This window comes from Sulfitobacter sp. CB2047 (assembly GCF_000735125.2).
Taxonomy (GTDB): Bacteria; Pseudomonadota; Alphaproteobacteria; order Rhodobacterales; family Rhodobacteraceae; genus Sulfitobacter; species Sulfitobacter pontiacus.
This window is the reverse complement of sequence record NZ_CP072613.1, coordinates 403,681-423,904: the sequence shown is the minus strand read 5'-3', so window position 1 is coordinate 423,904 and position 20,224 is coordinate 403,681. Positions and strand designations below refer to the sequence as shown.

General features: G+C 62.1%; 20 protein-coding genes. 12 read left to right on the top strand and 8 right to left on the bottom strand.

Annotated elements, in window-relative coordinates; genetic code table 11:
• Window positions 1–24 precede the first annotated feature (24 nt).
• Together IV89_RS02030 and IV89_RS02025 are read right to left on the bottom strand one after the other, a co-directional pair.
• Entirely contained in the window at window positions 25–1,536 is a 1,512-nt protein-coding gene (locus IV89_RS02030) for a heme biosynthesis HemY N-terminal domain-containing protein (RefSeq protein WP_037942483.1), read from the bottom strand.
• A gap of 12 nt (window positions 1,537–1,548) precedes the next feature.
• Window positions 1,549–2,448, bottom strand: coding sequence for a mitofilin family membrane protein (locus tag IV89_RS02025; RefSeq protein WP_037942864.1), 900 nt, complete (start codon window positions 2,446–2,448; stop codon window positions 1,549–1,551).
• On the opposite strand from IV89_RS02025, the gene IV89_RS02020 reads away from it, so the two are divergent.
• The gene (locus tag IV89_RS02020) at window positions 2,429–3,151 is read left to right on the top strand and encodes a hypothetical protein (RefSeq protein WP_235183723.1); all 723 of its coding nucleotides are present in this window, start codon (window positions 2,429–2,431) and stop codon (window positions 3,149–3,151) included. The two genes, IV89_RS02025 and IV89_RS02020, sit on opposite strands and share 20 nt — an antisense overlap.
• Here IV89_RS02020 and IV89_RS02015 read toward each other — a convergent pair.
• Window positions 3,143–3,844 carry a uroporphyrinogen-III synthase gene (locus IV89_RS02015; RefSeq protein WP_235183722.1) on the bottom strand — a complete coding sequence of 234 codons (702 nt, stop codon included), beginning with the start codon at window positions 3,842–3,844 and terminating at the stop codon, window positions 3,143–3,145. The two genes, IV89_RS02020 and IV89_RS02015, sit on opposite strands and share 9 nt — an antisense overlap.
• Before the next feature lie 80 nt (window positions 3,845–3,924).
• Here IV89_RS02015 and tsaD point away from each other — a divergent pair, with 80 nt between their 5' ends.
• The 4 genes from tsaD to IV89_RS01995 are packed head-to-tail and all read left to right on the top strand — an operon-like array spanning window position 3,925 to window position 6,653.
• A complete protein-coding gene (gene tsaD / locus IV89_RS02010) occupies window positions 3,925–5,010 on the top strand; it encodes a tRNA (adenosine(37)-N6)-threonylcarbamoyltransferase complex transferase subunit TsaD (protein WP_037942479.1) in 1,086 nt (361 codons plus the stop codon).
• Window positions 5,007–5,960 (top strand): NAD(P)H-dependent glycerol-3-phosphate dehydrogenase, encoded by a 954-nt coding sequence (locus tag IV89_RS02005; RefSeq protein WP_037942477.1) that lies wholly within the window; start codon window positions 5,007–5,009, stop codon window positions 5,958–5,960. Before tsaD ends, IV89_RS02005 begins: the two co-directional genes overlap by 4 nt.
• A 1-nt stretch (window position 5,961) precedes the next feature.
• Window positions 5,962–6,234: a YciI family protein gene (locus tag IV89_RS02000; RefSeq protein WP_005850688.1), complete on the top strand. Its 273-nt coding sequence runs from the start codon at window positions 5,962–5,964 to the stop codon at window positions 6,232–6,234.
• Window positions 6,234–6,653, top strand: a complete 420-nt coding sequence (locus IV89_RS01995) for an EVE domain-containing protein (RefSeq protein ID WP_037942475.1) — start codon at window positions 6,234–6,236, stop codon at window positions 6,651–6,653. The genes IV89_RS02000 and IV89_RS01995 overlap by 1 nt, the downstream gene beginning before the upstream one ends.
• A gap of 86 nt (window positions 6,654–6,739) precedes the next feature.
• Here IV89_RS01995 and IV89_RS01990 read toward each other — a convergent pair whose 3' ends face one another.
• Complete coding sequence (locus IV89_RS01990; protein ID WP_005850691.1) at window positions 6,740–7,081, bottom strand: DUF2853 family protein; 342 nt, start codon at window positions 7,079–7,081, stop codon at window positions 6,740–6,742.
• Window positions 7,082–7,268: 187 nt separating this feature from the next.
• Between IV89_RS01990 and IV89_RS01985 the strand changes: the two genes are divergently transcribed.
• Window positions 7,269–8,618: a cytochrome c peroxidase gene (locus IV89_RS01985; protein ID WP_037942474.1), complete on the top strand. Its 1,350-nt coding sequence runs from the start codon at window positions 7,269–7,271 to the stop codon at window positions 8,616–8,618.
• Here the strand turns inward: IV89_RS01985 and IV89_RS01980 are convergent, their stop codons facing one another.
• Window positions 8,619–10,118, bottom strand: a complete 1,500-nt coding sequence (locus tag IV89_RS01980; protein WP_037942473.1) for a CRTAC1 family protein — start codon at window positions 10,116–10,118, stop codon at window positions 8,619–8,621.
• Between the two features lie 11 nt (window positions 10,119–10,129).
• A complete protein-coding gene (locus IV89_RS01975; protein WP_037942862.1) occupies window positions 10,130–11,356 on the bottom strand; it encodes an ROK family protein in 1,227 nt (408 codons plus the stop codon).
• A 262-nt stretch (window positions 11,357–11,618) separates the two neighbouring features.
• On the opposite strand from IV89_RS01975, the gene xylF reads away from it, so the two are divergent.
• The 6 genes from xylF (at window position 11,619) to IV89_RS01945 (ending at window position 18,322) form a co-directional block, all read left to right on the top strand.
• The gene (gene xylF, locus IV89_RS01970) at window positions 11,619–12,641 is read left to right on the top strand and encodes a D-xylose ABC transporter substrate-binding protein (protein WP_037942471.1); all 1,023 of its coding nucleotides are present in this window, start codon (window positions 11,619–11,621) and stop codon (window positions 12,639–12,641) included.
• A 118-nt stretch (window positions 12,642–12,759) separates the two neighbouring features.
• Complete coding sequence (locus tag IV89_RS01965; RefSeq protein ID WP_037942469.1) at window positions 12,760–14,079, top strand: sugar ABC transporter permease; 1,320 nt, start codon at window positions 12,760–12,762, stop codon at window positions 14,077–14,079.
• Window positions 14,076–14,819, top strand: coding sequence for an ATP-binding cassette domain-containing protein (locus tag IV89_RS01960; RefSeq protein WP_005850705.1), 744 nt, complete (start codon window positions 14,076–14,078; stop codon window positions 14,817–14,819). Before IV89_RS01965 ends, IV89_RS01960 begins: the two co-directional genes overlap by 4 nt.
• Before the next feature lie 21 nt (window positions 14,820–14,840).
• Window positions 14,841–16,274 carry a xylulokinase gene (gene xylB / locus IV89_RS01955; protein WP_037942467.1) on the top strand — a complete coding sequence of 478 codons (1,434 nt, stop codon included), beginning with the start codon at window positions 14,841–14,843 and terminating at the stop codon, window positions 16,272–16,274.
• Window positions 16,275–16,293: 19 nt separating this feature from the next.
• Window positions 16,294–17,592, top strand: coding sequence for a xylose isomerase (gene xylA / locus IV89_RS01950; protein ID WP_037942465.1), 1,299 nt, complete (start codon window positions 16,294–16,296; stop codon window positions 17,590–17,592).
• Window positions 17,593–17,644: 52 nt separating this feature from the next.
• Window positions 17,645–18,322, top strand: a complete 678-nt coding sequence (locus IV89_RS01945; RefSeq protein WP_037942463.1) for a DUF1045 domain-containing protein — start codon at window positions 17,645–17,647, stop codon at window positions 18,320–18,322.
• A 63-nt stretch (window positions 18,323–18,385) separates the two neighbouring features.
• Here the strand turns inward: IV89_RS01945 and ahcY are convergent, their stop codons facing one another.
• Window positions 18,386–19,774, bottom strand: a complete 1,389-nt coding sequence (gene ahcY, locus IV89_RS01940) for an adenosylhomocysteinase (protein ID WP_005850713.1) — start codon at window positions 19,772–19,774, stop codon at window positions 18,386–18,388.
• Window positions 19,775–19,882: 108 nt separating this feature from the next.
• A complete protein-coding gene (locus IV89_RS01935; RefSeq protein ID WP_005850714.1) occupies window positions 19,883–20,185 on the bottom strand; it encodes a hypothetical protein in 303 nt (100 codons plus the stop codon).
• Window positions 20,186–20,224: the final 39 nt, after the last annotated feature.

Below are 20,224 nucleotides of genomic sequence, written 5' to 3'. Positions count from 1 at the left end.
TTTCGTTCACCTTTGGGCCCTGCGCTATTTCTCGGGCTGGGTCGCTGGTTTTTCAACCGGATCGACGGTGCCTGCGGGGGTGTCGTCGATCAGCTCTGCATCCTCGATATCGGCGCGGGTGGCGACAGGCGGCTTGGCATCCGCGCCCGAGTTATCCTCTAGTGCGCCGACGATCAGCGGCAGCATCTGCACACCGCCGGGCATGGCAACTTCGGACATGGGCGGGGTTTTCCACGCCAGCGTATCGAAGCTGTGGCAGTTTTCGCAGATCGGCTTCCAGCTCGCGTGGATATGTTGGCAGTTGTCACAAATCCACTGAGGGCCGCGCGATACGGTCAGCGCCCGTGCCAGCCAACCTTTGACGATGGTATCAGAGGCCCCCTCGCCCCGTTCGATGGCCGCCATCAAGGTGACCGAACGTGCGGTCGGGTCGGTTTCGACCAGATCCCCCAAGGACCGGCGCGCTTGCGGGAAATCTTCGGCGGCGATGTTCAGCTCTGCCAGAAGCATCTTGGTCTCGGGGTGGTCGGGCTGCACGCGGGTCAGCGTGGTAAACCGCTTGAGCCGCTCTTTCGGGGTCTCGTCCGGCTGGATCGCGGCGAAGGCACCGGCCAGATCGGGGTGCGGTTGTACGTCCCACGCTTTTTTCAGCACGCGGGCCGCATATTTCGGTTTGCCCTGATCGATATAACCATGTGCCGCCATCACGGCTGCGGGGATCAGATCGGGGGACAGGCGGTTCGCCTCGATCGCGGCCTCGCGGGCTTCGATGCTGTTCCCTTCGGCAATGACGTCTTTCGCCTCGGACAGGGCGAGCACGGCATCGCGACGTTTATGCACATCACGCGGCATCTGGCCGTTCTTGAGCTTGGTGTTCAGCGTTTGGCGCGCACCGGCCCAATCTTCTTTCTCGGCCTGTAGTTTCAGCAGCACATCACCGGTTTCGGCGTGTTTCGGTTTGATGGCAAAGGCTTTCTCGGCCAGCTTCAGCGCGGTTTCCGTGTCGCCTTCGGCCAGCTTCTGTTTCATGATCCCGCGCACACCGACAAAACGGGTGCGTTCGTTGGTGACCAGCTTGCGATAAGTCTCTTCCGCCTTGCGACGGTCGCCCGCCATTTCCGCAGCCTGCGCGATCAGCAAATTGGTCAGGTCAGGACGTTCAAGGTATTTATCCGCCTTTGCGGCCTTGGCCATCGCCAGACGCCCTTCGCCGCTGGCCAGCGCCATAAGCCCTTCGGAGAGCGCCTCGTAGCCTTTGCGTTCGCGGTTCCGGTCGAAATAGCGCGACAGCGCGGTTTCGTCGCCGTTCAGGAAATGCCAGACCGCAACCAGCAGCGCAAAGATCTTGAGCATGATCCAGACCGCGACAACCAGCAGGACCACGGCGATCACGGATTGCAGCGGGCCAAAGCTGTATTCGGTGCCCATCACGGTGACCTGCAACCCGCCCGAGCTTTCCAGCAAGAACGATGCGCCCCAAGTGATGGCGGCAATCACCGCAACGAACACAACGATCTTTATCAGTGACCAAAGCATAAATCAGGTTCCTCAGTTCGCCGTCAGGCGTTGTGTCAATGTCTGTACGGCGTCTTGGGCGTCGTGGCGCGCTTGCGCATCAGAGAGCCATTCAGACAGGGGCTCTTGGGCTTCGGGCGGCAGGGCTTTCACCTCTGCCAGCGCGTCGGCCAGACGCCCGTCGCGCATTGCGGCTTCGGCGCGGGACAGGATCGCGTCGGGGTCATCCCCGTCACGCGGTGCAACCGACCGCGCCCCCAACTGCTGCTTGAAGAAGCCGCCAATGCCGCCCCCGTCCACGTCAGGCGAGGCCGCACGTGCCGCGGCAAGCGATGCCCGTGCCGCATCGGGGAAACGGTCCTGAAGATTGGCCGCGGTGACAACGCCCGTCGCCGCCGTATCGGCAAGGGCCGGCGGGACATCCTGAATACCATTGGCTTGCAGATCGGCGATCTCTGCCTCGAAGGGCTGGCCCGTTGTGACGGCAGAGACGATCCGGCCCAAGGCGGATTGCAACGTCGCGGCCTGTGCGGCTTGCGCCGTCGCTTCTTCAACGCTGAGCGCATTGTCGAGCAGACGTTGAATTTCATCGCGCTGCGTCTCGACCGAGGATTGCAGCGCCGCCAGTTCCTCTTCAAAGGCTGACGTATCGACGGGGGCCGGAGCCTCTGCCGCGGGGCGGTTGCCCAGATCATCCACACGGGTGGCCAGTTCGGCCACCAGCGCCTGAACCTCTTGCAGGGCGGCGTCATCGGTGGGCGCGGGGGCCGGGTCTGTCTCTTCCAGCGCCTTGATCCGTGCTTCTTGCGCGGCGATCGTGTCGGTCAGGTTTGATTGCGACGTGTCCGCAGGGCGCAGGCCCGCCTGTTCCAGCAGATCATATTCCGCCACGGCAAAGCCGATCCCGCCCGCGATGATCCCGCCGAACAGCATCGGCCAAAAGACACTACCGCGCTTTTCAGGCTCTGCCACAGGCGTGACGGGGGGCGGCGTCTTGGTCGGCGTGGCCGGTTTCGCTGATGTGGTCGATGCGGTTGACGTCGCGGGCTTGGACGCGGGTGTCGCCGGTTTATCAGAGGCCGTGTCCGGCTTTACATCTTTCGCATCGGGCTTTGTATCGGATTTCGCGTCGCTCGGCTTCGTCTCGGGTTTGGCAGACGTCGAGGCGGTCGCGGGCGTAGCTGCCTTGGCCGCTGTATCACTGCCCCCCGTTTTCACGGCGGGTGTCGTTGCTTCTTTGGCGTCGCTTGCTTTCGAGGCGGTCGATGCGGTGTCGGTGGTTTTCACGCTTTCGGGTTTGGCACTCGCTTTGTCATCGCTTGCTTTACCCGTCGCGGTTTTGTCGGCGCTCGCCGCGCTTGCAGCGGATGTCTTGGCCGCAGGCTTGGGCTTGGCCGTTGATGGCTTCGCCGTTGACCCAGCCGGTTTTGTCGCGGTGGACGATCCGGTTTTCTTGGCTGTGGTCTTCGGCTTGGCGGCGGCAGCAGACGCCCTTGATGTCGAAGATGTCTTCGGGGTGTCGTCACCTGAACTGGGTGTTTTCGCTTTCGCCACGCTTAAAAACCTTTCCGATTCTGACCTGATATCAGACGTATTGCACAACCTTAGACGGCATCTAGGTCGACCTTCAAGCTAACCTGTTCCAATCCACCGCAGTTTCAAGCGTAAAACGCAGTGACGTGGCGGTTGGTTCTGGGGCGATGAGTATCTGCTGAACCACTGTGCGGTCCAGCGCCTCGGCCACGGCGGGGCTCAGCGCGATGATGGTAGCCCGCCGCGTTTCACATGCCTGATCGGCGAATTGCGCGGCGGTGCGCGGGGAAAACAGCGGCACGATCGACGGGCCATCTGCCAGCGCGGCTTGGGCGTCACGCGTCAGAGGCAGCGCCCGCTGGTCATAAAGCACCACAGCGCGTGTCGGCAGACCGGCCTGCGTTAACCGTTCGGCAATATCCCCGCGCTGATGCGTGCCGCGCAAATGCAGCAGGGGCGCCGCGGGGCGATGTGCCTTGATCATCGGGAGCAAATGCGCAGCATCGGGGGCGTGACACGCAACATGCCAGCCCTTGGCCGCAGCCGCCTGCGCCGTCGCCTCGCCCACACAATAGGCCGGCAGGGTGCCGCCCTTCGGGCCATGCGCCACGCCATTGGCCGAGGTAAAGATCACCCCGCCGATGCCGCCCAGATCAACAGGTACGGCGGTCGGTCGGATTTGCAGTAACGGGCTGGTCACCAACCGCACCCGCGACAGCAGCGCAGCCGGCAGGCTGGCCGCAAACGCCGCGCAGGCGGGCGCGGGGCGGGTCAGGATCAACGCTGGTTTTGTCATCTGACGCTTGGGCCCCAAGGATTGTTCCACCTGCCCCAAGGTGTTACTTGGCCCCTGTCACCCTTGCAACGGAAACAGCCATGTTACTTCTTGGATTGGAAAGCAGCTGCGATGATACCGCCGCCGCGCTGGTGCGTCAGCTGCCGGGGCAACGCGCCCTCGTGCTGTCCTCCGTCGTTGTGGGGCAGACCGAGCTTCATGCCTCTTTCGGCGGTGTCGTCCCCGAAATCGCCGCCCGCGCCCACGCAGAAAAGCTTGACCTTTGTGTCGAAAAGGCGCTGGCCGAGGCCGCGCTGACCTTGGCGGATGTTGACGGTTTCGCCGTGACCGCGGGACCGGGGCTGATCGGCGGCGTGCTGTCGGGCGTGATGTGCGCGAAGGGGCTGTCAGCCGCGACGGGCAAGCCGCTTTATGGCGTGAACCATCTGGCGGGCCATGCGCTGACGCCACGGCTGACCGATGATGTGCCCTATCCCTACCTGATGTTGCTGGTGTCCGGCGGGCATTGCCAGTTCCTGCTGGTGCATGGGCCGGACCGGTTTGAACGCTTGGGCGGCACCATCGACGACGCCCCGGGCGAGGCTTTTGACAAGGTGGCGCGCCTGATCTCACTGCCGCAGCCGGGGGGCCCCGCGATTGAACAAGCGGCCAAGGCGGGCGACCCCAAACGCTTTGCCCTGCCGCGCCCGCTGCTGGATCGGCCCGATTGCGACATGTCTTTTTCGGGGTTGAAGACGGCGGTGCTGCGCACGCGGGACAAGGTGATCGACGAAAAAGGCGGGTTGAGCGTTCAGGATCAGGCCGATCTGGCTGCCGGTTTTCAGGCAGCCGTTACCGATGTACTGGCCGAAAAGACCCGCCGCGCCTTGCGGAAATATCTGGACCATGCCCCTGATGTGCGCACCCTTTGTGTGGCGGGTGGTGTGGCCGCGAACAAGGCAATAGGCCGCGGGTTAGAGACTGTTGCAGCCGAAGTAGACTGCGCCTTTATCGCGCCGCCGCTGTCGCTGTGCACCGATAATGCCGCGATGATCGCCTTTGCCGCGATCGAGCAAAGCCAGCTGCGCGCGCCCGATGATCTGACCCTGTCGGCCCGCCCGCGTTGGCCGCTGGACACAAGCCAGCCCGCCATGTTGGGCAGCGGCAAAAAAGGAGCGAAAGCATGAGCATTGCCGTTCTGGGGGCCGGTGCCTTTGGCACTGCGTTGGCGATCTCTTTGGCGGGTAAGGGCGCGGTGACGCTATGGGCGCGGGATGCACAGGGCATGGGGCAAAGCCGCGAAAACACCGCCCGCCTGCCCGGTTGCCCGCTGCCCGAGGGCCTGTTCGTGACCGAGGATCTGGCAGAGGCCGCCAAGGCGCAGACCTTGCTCGCCGCTGTTCCGATGCAAAAACTGCGCGGGTTTCTGCGCGATCACGCTGCCGCGCTGGACGGCAAGACCATCGTCGCCTGTTGCAAGGGGATCGAGCTGAACACCGGCCTTGGCCCTGTCGCCGTGATCCGCGAGGTGCTGCCCCATGCGACCGCCGCGATCCTCACGGGGCCAAGCTTTGCCGCGGATATTGCACGGGGGCTTCCCACGGCACTGACCCTTGCTTGCGCCGATAAAACCACCTGCGCGACCCTACAACAGAGCCTAACAACGGCAAACCTGCGTCTTTACCGCACCTCTGATACCGTGGGTGCGGAACTGGGGGGCGCGTTGAAAAACGTGGTGGCCATCGCCTGCGGTGCCGCAATCGGCGCGGGCCTGGGCGAAAGCGCCCGCGCCGCCGTGATGACCCGTGGCTTTGCCGAAATGCAGCGGCTTGCCGCGCATCACCACGCGGATCCGGTGACCTTGGCGGGCCTGTCCGGTTTTGGCGATCTGACGCTGACCTGCACCTCGACCCAATCGCGGAACTACCGGCTGGGGCTGGCCCTGGGCCGGGGGGAGCCCTTTGACAGCGCCACCACCGTCGAAGGTGCCGCCACCGCGCGGGCGGTCGATGCGCTGGCCCATGACAACGGGCTGGATCTGCCGATCACCGCCGCCGTTGCAGGTCTGGTCGAGAACCGCTTAGATGTAGCAAGCGCGATGAAAGCGCTTTTGACCCGCCCTTTAAAGGAAGAATAACATGCTGGTTGCCCTTATTGCCAAAGACAAAGCTGGCGCGCTTTCCGTGCGTCAGGAAAACCGCCCCGCCCATGTGGAGTATCTGAAATCCACGGGCGTCGTTGCCCAGGCCGGTCCGCTGCTGGATGATGCCGGCGATATGATCGGGTCTTTGGTCATTCTGGATGTCGCCGACAAAGCCGCGGCACAGGATTGGGCCGACAATGACCCCTATGCCAAGGCCGGGTTGTTCGCCGATGTGCAACTGATCCCGTGGAACCGGGTGATCGGATAATGGCCTACTGGCTGTTCAAATCCGAACCCTCGACCTGGGGCTGGCCGGATCAGGTCGCCAAGGGGGACGCGGGCGAGGAATGGGACGGCGTGCGCAACTATCAGGCGCGCAACTTCATGCGCGAGATGGCGGTTGGCGATCTGGGGTTCTTCTACCATTCGCAAGGCGAGCGCGCGATTGTCGGCATTGTCGAGGTCTGCGCCGCCGCGCATCCCGATAGCTCGACCGAGGACGCACGCTGGGAATGTGTCGATATCAAAGCCGTGCGCCCGTTTGAAAAACCGGTGACGCTGGACGATATCAAGGCCGATGGCCGGTTCGATGATATGCCGCTGGTCAAAAGCCCGCGGCTGTCTGTCCAGCCTGTCACAGCAGAGCAATGGAGCGCGATCTGCGCCTTGGGAAACACCAAACCCTAGAGCCTACTATACGCTTTAGACACGCGCTTTAGACATAAAAACGCCCGCTGAACCAAGCGGGCGTTTTCAGTTCGACAGCGTCAGGTTTACGCGTAAACGGATTCTTTGCCGAAGTGTTTGGTCAGCATATAGTAGACCACCGCGCGGTATTTGTTCCGCTCGGATTTGCCGTAAGTCTCTACGGCCTTGTGGATACCGTCCATCAGCTCGGGGCTATCCGAGAGACCAAGCTTTTTGATGAGGAAGTTGTTCTTGACCAGCTCAAGCTCGCTTTCCTGCGACGCGGCGATGGTCTGCGCGTCAGCGTTATAGATCGACGGACCGCAACCGATGGTCACTTTCGTCAGCAGGTCCATATCTGGCGTCATGCCGCATTTCGTTTGCAGATCGTCGGCATATTTCGCGATCCATTCATCTCTTTTGCCCATTCGTGGTCTCCAACCGTTGATTTGACCGATGTTTCCGGCCTTGTTTCAGACCCTAAAGCGGTTTTGACGCGCGCAAAAGAAATTTTTCCCGCCTGCGTTGGTCTGTGCGGTTTTCGGCATGTCTTGATTGCGGATCGCCCCGCGTCAAACGCTTGTACCGAAGCGGTTTTTCCGCAAAACTGCGAGGATGAAGACCGCCCTCGCCACCGCTTTCGCCCTTTGTCTTGCGCCGTTTCCTGGCGCCGCGGGTCCGCTGCCCGACCCCGTTGATCCGGCCAGCTTTGCGCCCGTTGATCTGGACGAGGCGATCCTCGGGCAATTGCTGTTTTACGATCCGATCCTGTCGGGCAACCGCAATATCGCCTGCGCCACCTGTCACCATCCTGATTTTGCCACCAGCGATGGCGTGTCACTGGGTCTGGGCGAAGGTGGGGTCGGGCTGGGGCTGGAACGGCGCGGGGATCCCGACAACATGCCGCCCCACCGCATCCCGCGCAATTCGCCTGCCTTGTTCAATCTGGGCGCAAAGGAATTCACCGTGCTGTTCCACGATGGCCGGATCGAGGTTGACGCCGACATGCCGTCCGGTTTCCGCACGCCGCTGGACGACGATATGCTTGACGGTTTTGCGTCATTGCTGTCGGCGCAAACCATGTTTCCGGTGCTCAGCCCCGACGAGATGGCCGGCCAGAACATGGAGAATGACGTTGCCAAAGCCGTGCGTCAGGGTCTGATCACGGCGCAGGGCGGGGCGTGGGATATTCTGGCGCGACGGGTGGCGGGTCTGCCCGACTATGCGCAGCGGTTCCAATCGGTCTATGATCATATCACCACGCCCGACGACATCGGATTTACCGATATTTCAAACGCGATTGCCGTCTTTGTGGCCCATGAATGGCGGTCAGACAGCTCTGCCTTTGATGCCTATCTGCGCGATCGGTCAGCCCCGTTGGACGCCGATGCGCAAAAGGGCATGGCGCTGTTTTATGGCGAGGCGGGCTGTAGCACCTGCCACGCGGGGGCGTTCCAGACCGACCATAGTTTTCACGCGATGGGGGCACCGCAGCTTGGCCCCGGCAAGGCGGCCGTGTTTGAAACCCACACCCGCGATACGGGGCGCATGGGGGTGACCGGCAATGGGGCCGATGCCTATGCCTTTCGCACGCCGTCCCTGCGCAATGTGATGCAGACCGGCCCTTGGGGGCATGCGGGCGGGCACAGCCAGATAGAGAAGTTCTTGCGCGATCATATGGATCCGGCCCGCGCGGCGAAACGCTTTGCCCCCGGCGCGGCTGACAGGAACGGGGTGCGCCTGCCGCCGCTGGACGGGGATGACTGGCGCGAGATGGACGACCCCGCCGCCCGCGATGCCATCACCCAAGCCGCGATGATCCGCGCGCCCAAAGGGCTGAATCCCGGTGATATCGCCGCGTTAGTGTCTTTCTTGCGCAGTCTGGATGACCCGCAGGCGCTGTCGGGGCGCTTGGGTATCCCTGACACGGTGCCAAGTGGTCTGGCCGTGGGCGGTGCGCCCTGATCAATCGGGCTGCGTGACCGTGATCTGATCGCCTGCTGTCACGCGCATGGGGTCGCTTTGCGTGCCGTCTGGCCAGCGGACCTGCACCGTTGCTTCTGCAGCGTCGCCGATGCCGAAATGCTGCGGTGCCAGCACCGCCCCCGCATGACCGCCGCCAAGGGTGATCTGCTGGCTTTGCACGGCGTCGCCCACCGTCACGATCACCCGCGCCCCCACGGCAAAGCGATTGCCGCCCGCGCCCCGCACCGCGATGCGCACAAAGCGGCCTGCCTCGGGCGTCACATTGCGATACATACGCATCGGCGCGCGCCGGTTCACCACGGCAAGATCCAGCAGCCCGTCGCCATCAAAATCCGCTAGGGCCGCCCCCCGTGACCGCGCGATATCGGCCACACCTGCGGTGTCACCAACCTCGGTAAAGCGGCCATCGGCCCCTTGGATCAACAGGTTATTCGGATCGCGCATCGCCATGCCGGGCATCTGGTCGACATTACCCTTGGCGATAAACAGATCGGCGCGGCCATCGTTGTTCACATCGGCGAAACTGGCGTGCCATCCGGTAGACGGGCGGCCATCGCCGGGCACATAGGGGCGCTGCGCATAGGTGCCGATGTCATAGGGCGCGCCGCGATAGCTGCCGTCGGCTTGCGCCACCTGCATCAGCTGGTCCCCCATAGAGGTGAGCATCAGCTCGTCTCGTTGGTCGCCGGTCAGGTCACGGCTGGCGATCCCCATCCCCCAAAGCGAGACTTTGGCCCAGCCATCCGCTTCGGTCAGGAACCGCTGTTCAGCGATATCCCACATCTGCTCCGCCCCGCCGGAGACATAATAGTGTCTATCATTGGAGATTCGCAGCGATTTGAGCCCGCGCGCATCCTCTGCGGCAAGCATCGAGAGGGCGCAATACCCCGGCGACAGCTCTTGCGCGGTATATCGGGGCGCGGTGCCGCCCTTGGGCCTGAGCAGCGTGTTGGTATCACAGGCGCCAAACGGCCCGTCGGGATTGGCGCGGTCAACATAATGGCCGATAGCAAGCGTGGGAAAGGATGCGCCATCCTCCCACCAGGCGGTGAAGGCGGTGGTCCATTGATCGGTTTGCGGGATGCCCCATGCCTCTGTCACATCGGTGAACTGGCAGTCCGCGCCGCCCTGAAGCACGCGGTCCGGCCCAACGCGCATGACATATAGATCAAGCAGCCCGTCACCGTTCATATCGACAGGATAGGCCCCCGTGGCCCCCGTAATCTCGGGGTCGATCACAGCCCGTTCAAAGGCGATTTCCCCCGAGTCAGAGACGTTTTTGAGCAGCAATAGCGGTGCAGTGCCACCTGCGGCGATCAGATCGGGCAGCCCGTCGCCCGAACAGTCAAACGCCGACACACCGCCGCCGACAAAATGTTCCCACCCGCCGGTATAATGGTGGTCGGGCAGGCCCGCGCTGATGTCCTGAAACAACGGATCGGCATGGGCAGCAGAGGCAAAAACACAGGCTGCCGCCATCAAACGATGGATCACGCAGCATTCTCCCCCAGCAGGGCGTCGGTCACATCGGACAAGGCCAATGCGGCGGCCCCTTTCGCCCAGACGGACCCGCCCCAAGCGTGGATATCGACAGGGGTCGGCGCGCGGCCTGCGGGTAGGATCATAGAGTTCATCTCGTTTAGCACATCGTCAACGTTCAGATAGTCATAGCGCATCCGTTCGCCGCTGAGAATGATCCGTTCGGGGTCAAACAACTGCACGATATTGGCAAGCCCGACGCTCAGGAACCGTCCGGCGCGGTTAAAGATCGCCAGCGCGGCCTCGTTGCCTGCGTTCGCTTCGTCATACAGGGTTTCGATCATCGACACGGCAGAGCTTTCGGCGCGCGGGTCGCGTTCAAACGCGGTGCCTGCCTCGCGGATAATGGCGTAATCGGCGACATAGGCCTCAAGACAGCCGCGCTGCCCGCAACGGCACAGGGCGCCGTCCAGCTGCACCTTGGTGTGGCCCAGCTCCATCCCCGGGCCAAGGGCGCCGCGGAACAGCCGGTTGTTCAGCACCAGCCCCATGCCGACGCCGCGTTCAATGGTCACCACGGCAAAGTTCGAAATCCCCCGACCGGCCCCGAACCACAGTTCGGCCAGCGTCAGCAGGTTGGTGTCATTGTCCAAGGACACAGGCAGCCCCAGCGTTTTCGACAGCAGATCGCGCAGCGGCATATCCGTGTCCAGCATCACCGGCGACCATTTCACGATCCCGAGGCTCGCATCCACCAGCCCGGGCAGGCCGATTCCCACGGCGCTGATGTCGGACATCACGCGCCCCGATTTCTGCAACAGCCTGTCCATGAGGGAACTGACTTCGGTCAACATATCTTCGGTAGACTGCCGCAGCGACGCACTGGCGACATGGGCCTCGGCGATGATCGTGCCGGCAAGGTCCAGCAATACCGCGGTATGGCGTTCGTCCGACAGCTTCATGCCCACGACGAAACGGCTTTGCGGGGCGACCCGCAGGGCAATGGGCGGGCGGCCACGGCTGGGGCCGCGCTGGCTGTCCTCTACCTCTTGCAGCAGACCGCGCGCGATCAGATCAGAGGTGATGGTGGTCACCGACCCGGGGCTGATGTTGAGCTTGCGCGCCACATCCATGCGCGGCATCTGCCCGTTCGCGCGGACCTGTTCAAACACCTGTTGGCGCAGCGGGCGTGTATCATCCTGCGGCAAGGCCAGCAGCGGGCCACAGCCTGTAGACACAAGTTTTGACCCCTCCGACCCAAGGTCGCGAATTAGTTCGCTCGCCAAACTTTATCCTCCCGATGTATTTTGAAATTCCCCTGCAACAGGTTAATCCCTCTGTCTCCCACAGGAAATAAGCCGTGTTTTGCCGATCTGTGTCAAATTCTTTGTGTCATAATGTAAAATTTATTTTGACAACTGAATTAAAGTGCGCAACCTCATACTACGACGTCACCGATGCCACCAAGGACATCGGATCATTTCATCTGGGAGGAAAGAAATGCGTAAACTCTTTATGGCAGCGGCCGTCGCCACTGCTGGCTTCACTCAGACCGCAGCAGCCGAGGATATCACCGTCGGCGTGAGCTGGTCGAACTTCCAAGAAGAGCGCTGGAAAACAGACGAGGCCGCGATCAAGGCCGCGCTGGACGCTGCCGGTGCGAAATATGTTAGCGCCGATGCGCAATCGTCGTCGGCCAAGCAGTTGTCGGATGTGGAAAGCCTGATCGCCCAAGGCGTTGATGCGCTGATCATCCTTGCCCAAGACAGCCAGGCCATCGGCCCCGCAATCACCGCAGCCGCGGACGAAGGTATTCCGGTTGTGGGCTATGACCGCCTGATCGAAGACCCCCGCGCCTTTTACCTGACCTTCGACAACGTCGAGGTGGGCCGTATGCAAGCGCGTGCCGTGCTGGAAGCGATGCCAAAGGGCAACTATGTGATGATCAAGGGCTCGCCCACCGATCCGAACGCCGACTTTCTGCGCGGCGGCCAGCAAGAAGTGCTGCAATCCGCGATTGATGCGGGTGATATCACCATCGTTGCCGAAGCCTATACCGACGGCTGGCTGCCCGCCAACGCACAGCGCAACATGGAGCAGATCCTGACCGCGCAAGACAACAACGTTGATGCGGTTGTTGCCTCCAATGACGGGACAGCAGGCGGCGCCGTTGCCGCGCTGACCGCGCAAGGCATGGAAGGCACGCCCGTATCCGGCCAGGACGGCGACCACGCGGCGCTGAACCGTGTTGCCAAGGGCACGCAGACCGTCAGCGTCTGGAAAGACGCCCGTGATCTGGGCAAGAACGCTGCCGAAATCGCTGTTGCCCTTGCCGGCGGCACCGAGATGGCAGACGTGGACGGCGCGCAGGAATGGACATCCCCTGCGGGCACAGCCCTGTCGGCCAAGTTTCTGGCCCCCGTGCCTGTCACCATCGACAACCTGAACGCGGTTCTGGACGCAGGCTGGATTTCGAAAGAAGCCCTGTGCCAAGGCGTGACAGACGTCGCGGCCTGTAACTAAGACCAAAACGCACACCCCGCCCCCTGATGCGGGGTGTGCCACCCGTTTGCTTCAGCCCGGCTGCCGCGCTTTGCGGCCCCGCTGATTGACATTGCGACCCAATCCGGAAGCCAATCACATGACAGATACGACCACCGAAACCGGGGCAGATGTACATCCGTCGCCGACAGCGCCCAAGCGCTCTTTTCTTAGCCAGCTCGAAATCGATACCCGTCTGTTAGGGATGATCGGTGCGTTCATTCTGGTCTGCCTCGTGTTCAACGTGCTGACCGACGGGCGCTTTCTGACGCCGCGCAATATTTTCAACCTCACGATCCAGACGGTCAGCGTTGCCATTATGGCGACCGGTATGGTCTTCGTGATCGTGACCCGCCACATCGACCTGTCGGTCGGCGCGATGCTGGCCACCTGCTCTGCCGCGATGGCGATGACCCAGACCGATATCCTGCCGCGTATGCTGGGCATGGGGCTGGGGCACCCGATGATCCCCTGGATCGCCATCGTCGTCGGCCTGCTGTTTGGCACCATCATCGGCGCGTTTCAGGGCTGGCTGATCGGGTTCCTCACGATCCCCGCCTTCATCGTGACCCTTGGCGGGCTGCTGATCTGGCGCAACGTGGCGTGGTATATGACCGACGGTCAGACCATCGGGCCGCTGGATGAAACCTTCCGCAAGTTCGGCGGAATCAACGGAACCCTGGGCGAGACATGGTCTTGGGTCGTCGGGCTGATCGCCGTGGTTCTGGCGCTTTGGGCGCTGTGGTCGTCACGCCGCAACAAGGTCACCCACGGGTTTCACGTGAAACCGGTTTGGGCCGAGGTACTGGTCGGTCTGATCATCGCCGTGGGCATTCTGGGCTTTGTCGCCATCCTGAACGCCTACGAGGTTCCGACCGCGCGTCTGATGCGCGAGTTCAAGGCCCGTGGCGATGTGATGCCCGAAGGCTATACCGCGTCATATGGTATCCCCTATTCGGTGTTGCTGCTGATCGCGCTGGCGATTGGCATGACCGTGATGGCCAAACGCACGCGGCTGGGGCGCTATATCTTTGCCACGGGCGGTAACCCCGACGCGGCAGAGCTGTCGGGCATCAACACCCGTCTGCTGACGGTCAAGGTCTTTGCCCTGATGGGGGCCTTGGTGGCGCTGTCCGCGGTTGTTGCCTCTGCCCGTTTGACCAACCACTCGAACGACATTGGCACTTTGGACGAACTGCGTGTCATCGCGGCAGCTGTCATTGGCGGCACGGCTCTGGCGGGCGGTATAGGGACGATCCACGGGGCCATTCTGGGTGCCTTGATCATGCAATCGCTGCAATCGGGCATGGCTATGGTGGGCGTTGACGCTCCGCTGCAAAACATCGTCGTCGGTGCGGTTCTTGTCTTCGCCGTCTGGATCGACATCGTCTATCGCCGCCGTATGGGAGGGAAATCATGACACCGCTTGTAGAGCTCAAGAATATCTCGCTGTCCTTCGGGGGGGTGCGTGCCGTCGACAACGTGTCGCTGGACCTGTATCCGGGCGAGGTCGTCGGCCTGTTGGGGCACAATGGCGCGGGGAAATCCACGCTGATCAAGATCCTTGCCGGTGCCTATCAGATGGACGAGGGCGAAATCTGGATCGAGGGCAAGAAAGCCAGCATCCATTCGCCCCGTGACGCCCGCCGCCACAACATCGAGACCATCTACCAGACACTGGCGCTGGCCGATAACCTTGATGCGCCCAGCAACCTGTTTCTGGGGCGCGAACTGACCAATAAATTCGGCCTCGTGGATGATGCGCGGATGGAGGCAGAGACCCGCAAGATCATGGCGCGTCTCAACCCCAATTTTAAGAAGATAAGCGAGCCTGTCTCGGCGCTTTCGGGCGGTCAACGGCAATCGGTTGCGATTGCCCGCGCGGTCTATTTCAACGCCAAGATCCTGATCATGGACGAACCGACCGCCGCTCTTGGGGTGCATGAAAGCAAGATGGTTGCCGATCTGATCAAAGAGCTGAAGGCCCAAGGGCTTGGCATCTTCCTGATCAGCCACGATACCCGCGAGATGCTTGAGCTGTGCGACCGTGTGTCGGTGATGAAAAACGGCGCGTTGATCGGCACCGAAAAGGTCGGCGACGTGACCGAGGATGACATCCTGAGCATGATCATCATGGGCAAGGCGCGCGACGCCGCATAGGCGCTGACAAAGGGGAAAACCATGTTTCTGGGGCTTGATCTGGGCACCTCTGGGCTGAAAGCCTTGCTGGTGGACGACGCGGAAAACATCATCGCGGAAAGCGTGGCGCCCTTGCAGGTGTCGCGCCCCCACGATGGCTGGGTCGAACAGGATCCGCGTGATTGGTTCACCGCCTGCGCCGATGCGATTGCGGGGCTGGGGGTTGATCTGGCCGCCGTGCAGGGCATCGGGCTTAGCGGACATATGCATGGCGCGACCCTGCTGGATGCCGCGGGCACGCCGCTACGCCCCTGTATGCTGTGGAACGACACCCGCGCCGCAGCACAGGCCGCCGCGATGGATGCTGACCCCCTCTGGCGTGCGGTCACGGGCAACATCGTGTTCCCCGGTTTCACCGCGCCCAAAGTGGAATGGGTGCGCGACCATGAACCTGATATTTTCGCCCGCATTGACAAGGTGCTACTGCCCAAGGACGCGCTGCGCTTCTGGCTGACCGGCGACGCGGTGTCAGAGATGTCGGATGCCGCAGGCACAAGCTGGCTGGATACCGGCGCGCGCGACTGGTCCGACGCTTTGCTGGAAAGGTCCGGCCTGACGCGGGAACAGATGCCATCACTGGTCGAAGGATCGCAGGTGTCAGGGCACCTAAGCGGCTCTATCGCCGCGCAACTGGGCCTACCTGCGGGGATCCCCGTTGCGGGGGGCGGCGGCGATAATGCTGCCTCGGCCATCGGGATGGGTGTGGTGAAGCCGGGTCAGGCGTTCGTCTCGCTTGGCACCTCGGGCGTGCTGTTTGCCGCGACGCCCGGCTATGCCGCAGCACCTGAAAGCGCGCTGCACAGCTTTTGCCACGCACTGCCGGACCTGTGGCACCAGATGGGGGTGATCCTGTCGGCCACGGATTCGCTTAATTGGCTGGCTGGTGTGTTGAACGAGGACGCGCGGACGCTCACCTCTGATCTGGGCGCGCTACAGGCCCCCGGTCGCACGATCTTTATGCCCTATCTGGGGGGCGAGCGGACGCCCCATAACGACGCCAATATCCGGGGCGGTTTCCTGCATCTGGCCCATAACACCGACCGCGCCGCCATGACCCGCGCGGTGTTGGAAGGGGTGACCCACGCCCTACGCGACAGTTTCGACGCGATGCGGCACACCGGTACCCACATCGACAGCCTGATCGCCGTCGGCGGCGGGTCTAATTCCGACTACTGGCTGTCGGCCATTGCAACGTCGCTGAACATGCCGATCCAGCTGCCCGCCGCGGGTGACTTTGGCGGTGCCCTTGGGGCTGCGCGCTTGGGTCGTATGGCCGCCACCGGCGCCGGGGCCGAGATCGCCGTGCCGCCCCCCATTTCCCGCGTGATAGAGCCTGTTCCGGCCCTGGTAGACGCCTTTTCAGAGGCCCACGCCCGATATTCAGACACGTATAGCGCCGTAAAACATTTGCGCTAAGACAAGAAGGACCATCCCCATGACCAGCTTTTTCGACGGCATCCCGACGATCTCTTACGACCCGCAAGCGGACCATGATTTCGCCTATCGCAGCTATAATCCCGACGAGATGCTGATGGGCAAGACGATGGCAGAGCATCTGCGCTTTGCCGTCGCCTATTGGCACAGTTTCGCATGGGAAGGCGGCGACCCTTTTGGCGGCCAGACCTTCCTGCGCCCGTGGTTCGGCACCACGATGGACGCCGCCCGCGCCAAGGCTGACACCGCGTTTGATATGTTCAAGATCCTCGGTCAGCCGTATTTCTGCTTCCACGACGCCGATGTCCGTCCCGAGGGCGATACCTTTGCCGAAAGCACCGCGCGGCTGCACGAGATCACCGATTACTTTGGCGAAAAGATGGAGCAGACGGGCACCAAGCTGCTGTGGGGCACGGCCAACCTGTTTTCCAACCGCCGCTATATGTCGGGTGCTGCCACCAACCCCGACCCCGATATCTTTGCCTATGCCGCCGCGACGGTGAAGGAATGTATCGACGTGACCCACAAGCTGGGCGGCGAGAACTATGTGCTGTGGGGCGGGCGCGAAGGCTATGAAACGCTGCTGAACACCGACCTGAAACGCGAACGCGAACAGGCGGGGCGTTTCTTGCAGATGTCCGTCGAATACGCCCGCAAGATCGGCTTCAACGGCGCCATCCTGATCGAGCCTAAACCGCAGGAACCGACCAAACACCAGTATGATTACGACGTGGCCACCGTCTATGGTTTCCTCAAGGATTACGGGCTTGAGAACGAGGTGAAGGTGAACATCGAACAGGGTCACGCCATTCTTGCCGGGCATTCGTTTGAACACGAATTGGCGATGGCCTCGGCGCTTGGGATTTTCGGGTCGATCGACATGAACCGCAACGATTACCAATCAGGCTGGGACACCGACCAATTCCCCAATTCCGTCCCCGAAGTCGCGCTGGCCTATTACGAAGTGCTGAAAGCGGGCGGTTTCACCACCGGCGGCACCAACTTTGACGCCAAACTGCGCCGCCAGTCGCTGGACGCCGAAGATCTGATTTTGGCCCATGTCGGTGCGATGGATGTCTGTGCCAAAGGCCTGAAAGCCGCCGCCGCGATGCTGGAGGATGGCAAGCTCGAAGCGGCGCGTGACGCGCGCTATGCCGGTTGGGGCTCTGAACGCGGCCAAGGCTTGCTGAGCAGCGATCTGGAGACGATCAACGCACAGGTCAAAGCCGATGCGCTGAACCCGCAGCCCGCCTCGGGCCGTCAGGAAGCGCTGGAAAATCTGGTTAACCGCTATCTTTAAGCTGTTACATGGCGCTGTTAGGGGTCTAGGCTGACCGATAAGGGGGCCCAAGATGTTCAAACGCTACGCCATTTACTATACGCCGCCGCCGGGGGATTTCGCCCGGCGGGGCGCGGCTTGGTTGGGTTGGGATGTGCAGGCAGGCGAAGCTGTGGCACATCCCGATATCGCGGGGCTTGATGTTGCCAAGCTGACCCAGAGACCACGCAAATACGGGCTACACGGGACCGTCAAAGCGCCGTTCTTTCTGGCCGATGCGACCAGCGCGGCACAGCTGACCGATGGCCTCGCCGCCTTTTGCAAAGGGCAAGCGCCGGTGCAGTTGGATGGGCTGACCCTGTCGCAGATCGGGCGGTTTCTGGCGCTGGTGCCGCAGGGCGACACGACCGCGCTTGGCAGTCTTGCGGCCTCTGCCAATGTGGTGCTGGACGCCTTCCGCGCGCCGCTGTCGGATGCGGAGTTCACGCGCAAGAACGCCCCTTACCTGACCGATCAGCAGCGGATTTACCTCAAAACCTACGGATACCCCCATATTATGGAGTATTTCCGCTTTCACATCACCCTCACTGGGCCGCTTGCGCCCGATCAGATCGACCCCGTGAAAACGGCTCTGCACCGCTATTTAGTGTCAGATACCCCTGCCCCCTTCACCATCGATAGTCTGACGCTTTGTGGCGAGGACGCACAGGGGCGGTTTCACGAGGTCGAACGCTTCACATTTGGCACCTGACCCACGAAAAACGCCGCCCTGCATTCCTGCGAGGCGGCGTTTTGTCAGACGGTATGCACCGGCTTAGTAGCGGTAGTGTTCGGGCTTGAACGGGCCTTCGGGTGTGACGCCGATGTAAGCGGCTTGTTCGCTGCTCAGCTGGGTCAGTTTCACGCCGATACGATCAAGGTGCAAACGGGCGACTTTTTCGTCCAGATGCTTGGGCAGGATATAGACCTTGTTCTCGTATTTGCCGGTGTTTTCCCACAGTTCGATCTGCGCCAGCACCTGGTTGGTGAAGGACGCGGACATGACGAAGGACGGGTGACCGGTCGCGTTGCCAAGGTTCAGCAGACGGCCTTCGGACAGCAGGATCAGACGGTTGCCCGAAGGCATCTCGATCATGTCGACCTGTTCCTTGATGTTGGTCCACTTGTGGTTCTTCAGCGCGGCAACCTGGATTTCATTGTCAAAGTGGCCGATGTTGCCGACGATCGCCATGTCCTTCATCTCGCGCATATGCTCGATGCGGATCACATCCTTGTTGCCGGTGGTGGTGATGAAGATGTCGGCGGTGTCCAGCACGTCTTCCAGCAGGACAACCTCGAACCCGTCCATCGCCGCTTGCAGCGCGCAGATCGGGTCGGCTTCGGTCACTTTCACGCGGGCACCGGCACCGGCCAGCGATGCGGCAGAGCCTTTGCCAACGTCGCCATAGCCACAGACGACAGCGACCTTACCGGCCATCATCACATCTGTCGCGCGGCGGATACCGTCGACCAGCGATTCACGGCAGCCGTACTTATTGTCGAACTTGGACTTGGTGACGCTGTCGTTGACGTTGATCGCGGGGAAGGGCAGCTGGCCTTGCTTCACCAGATCATACAGACGGTGGACGCCTGTGGTGGTTTCCTCGGACACGCCCTTGATCTGGTCGCGCATCTTGGTGAACCAACCGGGAGATTGCTCCATCCGCTTTTGGATCTGCGCCTTGATCGCGACTTCTTCTTCCGACGATGGCACGGGGATCACATCTTCGCCAGCTTCGGCACGGGCGCCCAGCAAGATGTACAGCGTCGCATCGCCGCCATCATCAAGGATCAGGTTCGGGCCGTCGGGGAACTGGAAGGATTTATCCAGGTAATCCCAATGCTCTTCCAGCGATTGCCCCTTGATCGCGAAAACAGGCGTACCGCCTTCGGCAATCGCCGCCGCCGCGTGATCCTGGGTCGAGAAGATGTTGCACGACGCCCAACGGACATCGGCCCCCAATGCGACAAGCGTTTCGATCAGCACGGCGGTCTGGATCGTCATGTGCAGCGAGCCGACGATGCGCGAACCGGACAGCGGTTTGCTGTCGCCGTATTCCGCGCGCAAGGCCATCAGGCCGGGCATTTCGGTTTCTGCGATATCAAGTTCCTTGCGGCCATAGGCGGCAAGGCTAATGTCTTTAACGATGTAATCGTTGGCCATCGGGGCATCCCTTTTCAAAAGATCGGCTATGTATCGTATATTTGAAAAGGGCCGTAGCACTTTGATGCGGTGATCTCAACGGTGGCGGTCAAGCGCCACACGAAACGGTTACTCTGCCGAGGCGACGATCATCTCGTCCGTGGTCATCCCCGCCATCCAGTTTGCGCCCTGCGCGGTGACGCAGGCCATTCCGTTCGACAGGGTCTTTACAGCAGACCATGTGCCTGTGTCATCCGAGGCCCAGATTTGGACCGCGCCGTCGTCCTGGCCTTCAACCGGCGTTTCGCCGTACCAATCCACCAGCGACGCCTTCAGCTCTTGCGCGGGCATGCAGACATCGCTTGCCATTGCGGGTGCGGCCACGGTCCCGAGGCCAAGTGCGAGTGTGAGAGCAGAAATAACAGGTTTCATGATCGTCTCCTTCGTGGGAAGAACACGGCGAAACCCGCA

Bases quoted from the DNA above. Each gene is read 5' to 3' on its own strand.
- IV89_RS02030 (WP_037942483.1), bottom strand. From the start codon at position 1,536: ATGCTTTGGTCACTGATAAAGATCGTTGTGTTCGTTGCGGTGATTGCC.
- IV89_RS01985 (WP_037942474.1), top strand. From the start codon at position 7,269: ATGAAGACCGCCCTCGCCACCGCTTTCGCCCTTTGTCTTGCGCCGTTT.
- IV89_RS01980 (WP_037942473.1), bottom strand. From the start codon at position 10,118: ATGGCGGCAGCCTGTGTTTTTGCCTCTGCTGCCCATGCCGATCCGTTG.
- IV89_RS01990 (WP_005850691.1), bottom strand. From the start codon at position 7,081: ATGGGCAAAAGAGATGAATGGATCGCGAAATATGCCGACGATCTGCAA.
- IV89_RS02005 (WP_037942477.1), top strand. From the start codon at position 5,007: ATGAGCATTGCCGTTCTGGGGGCCGGTGCCTTTGGCACTGCGTTGGCG.
- IV89_RS01965 (WP_037942469.1), top strand. From the start codon at position 12,760: ATGACAGATACGACCACCGAAACCGGGGCAGATGTACATCCGTCGCCG.
- IV89_RS01995 (WP_037942475.1), top strand. From the start codon at position 6,234: ATGGCCTACTGGCTGTTCAAATCCGAACCCTCGACCTGGGGCTGGCCG.
- tsaD (WP_037942479.1), top strand. From the start codon at position 3,925: ATGTTACTTCTTGGATTGGAAAGCAGCTGCGATGATACCGCCGCCGCG.
- IV89_RS01945 (WP_037942463.1), top strand. From the start codon at position 17,645: ATGTTCAAACGCTACGCCATTTACTATACGCCGCCGCCGGGGGATTTC.
- ahcY (WP_005850713.1), bottom strand. From the start codon at position 19,774: ATGGCCAACGATTACATCGTTAAAGACATTAGCCTTGCCGCCTATGGC.
- xylF (WP_037942471.1), top strand. From the start codon at position 11,619: ATGCGTAAACTCTTTATGGCAGCGGCCGTCGCCACTGCTGGCTTCACT.
- xylA (WP_037942465.1), top strand. From the start codon at position 16,294: ATGACCAGCTTTTTCGACGGCATCCCGACGATCTCTTACGACCCGCAA.
- xylB (WP_037942467.1), top strand. From the start codon at position 14,841: ATGTTTCTGGGGCTTGATCTGGGCACCTCTGGGCTGAAAGCCTTGCTG.
- IV89_RS01935 (WP_005850714.1), bottom strand. From the start codon at position 20,185: ATGAAACCTGTTATTTCTGCTCTCACACTCGCACTTGGCCTCGGGACC.
- IV89_RS01960 (WP_005850705.1), top strand. From the start codon at position 14,076: ATGACACCGCTTGTAGAGCTCAAGAATATCTCGCTGTCCTTCGGGGGG.
- IV89_RS02020 (WP_235183723.1), top strand. From the start codon at position 2,429: ATGATCCCGCCGAACAGCATCGGCCAAAAGACACTACCGCGCTTTTCA.
- IV89_RS02015 (WP_235183722.1), bottom strand. From the start codon at position 3,844: ATGACAAAACCAGCGTTGATCCTGACCCGCCCCGCGCCCGCCTGCGCG.
- IV89_RS02000 (WP_005850688.1), top strand. From the start codon at position 5,962: ATGCTGGTTGCCCTTATTGCCAAAGACAAAGCTGGCGCGCTTTCCGTG.
- IV89_RS02025 (WP_037942864.1), bottom strand. From the start codon at position 2,448: ATGCTGTTCGGCGGGATCATCGCGGGCGGGATCGGCTTTGCCGTGGCG.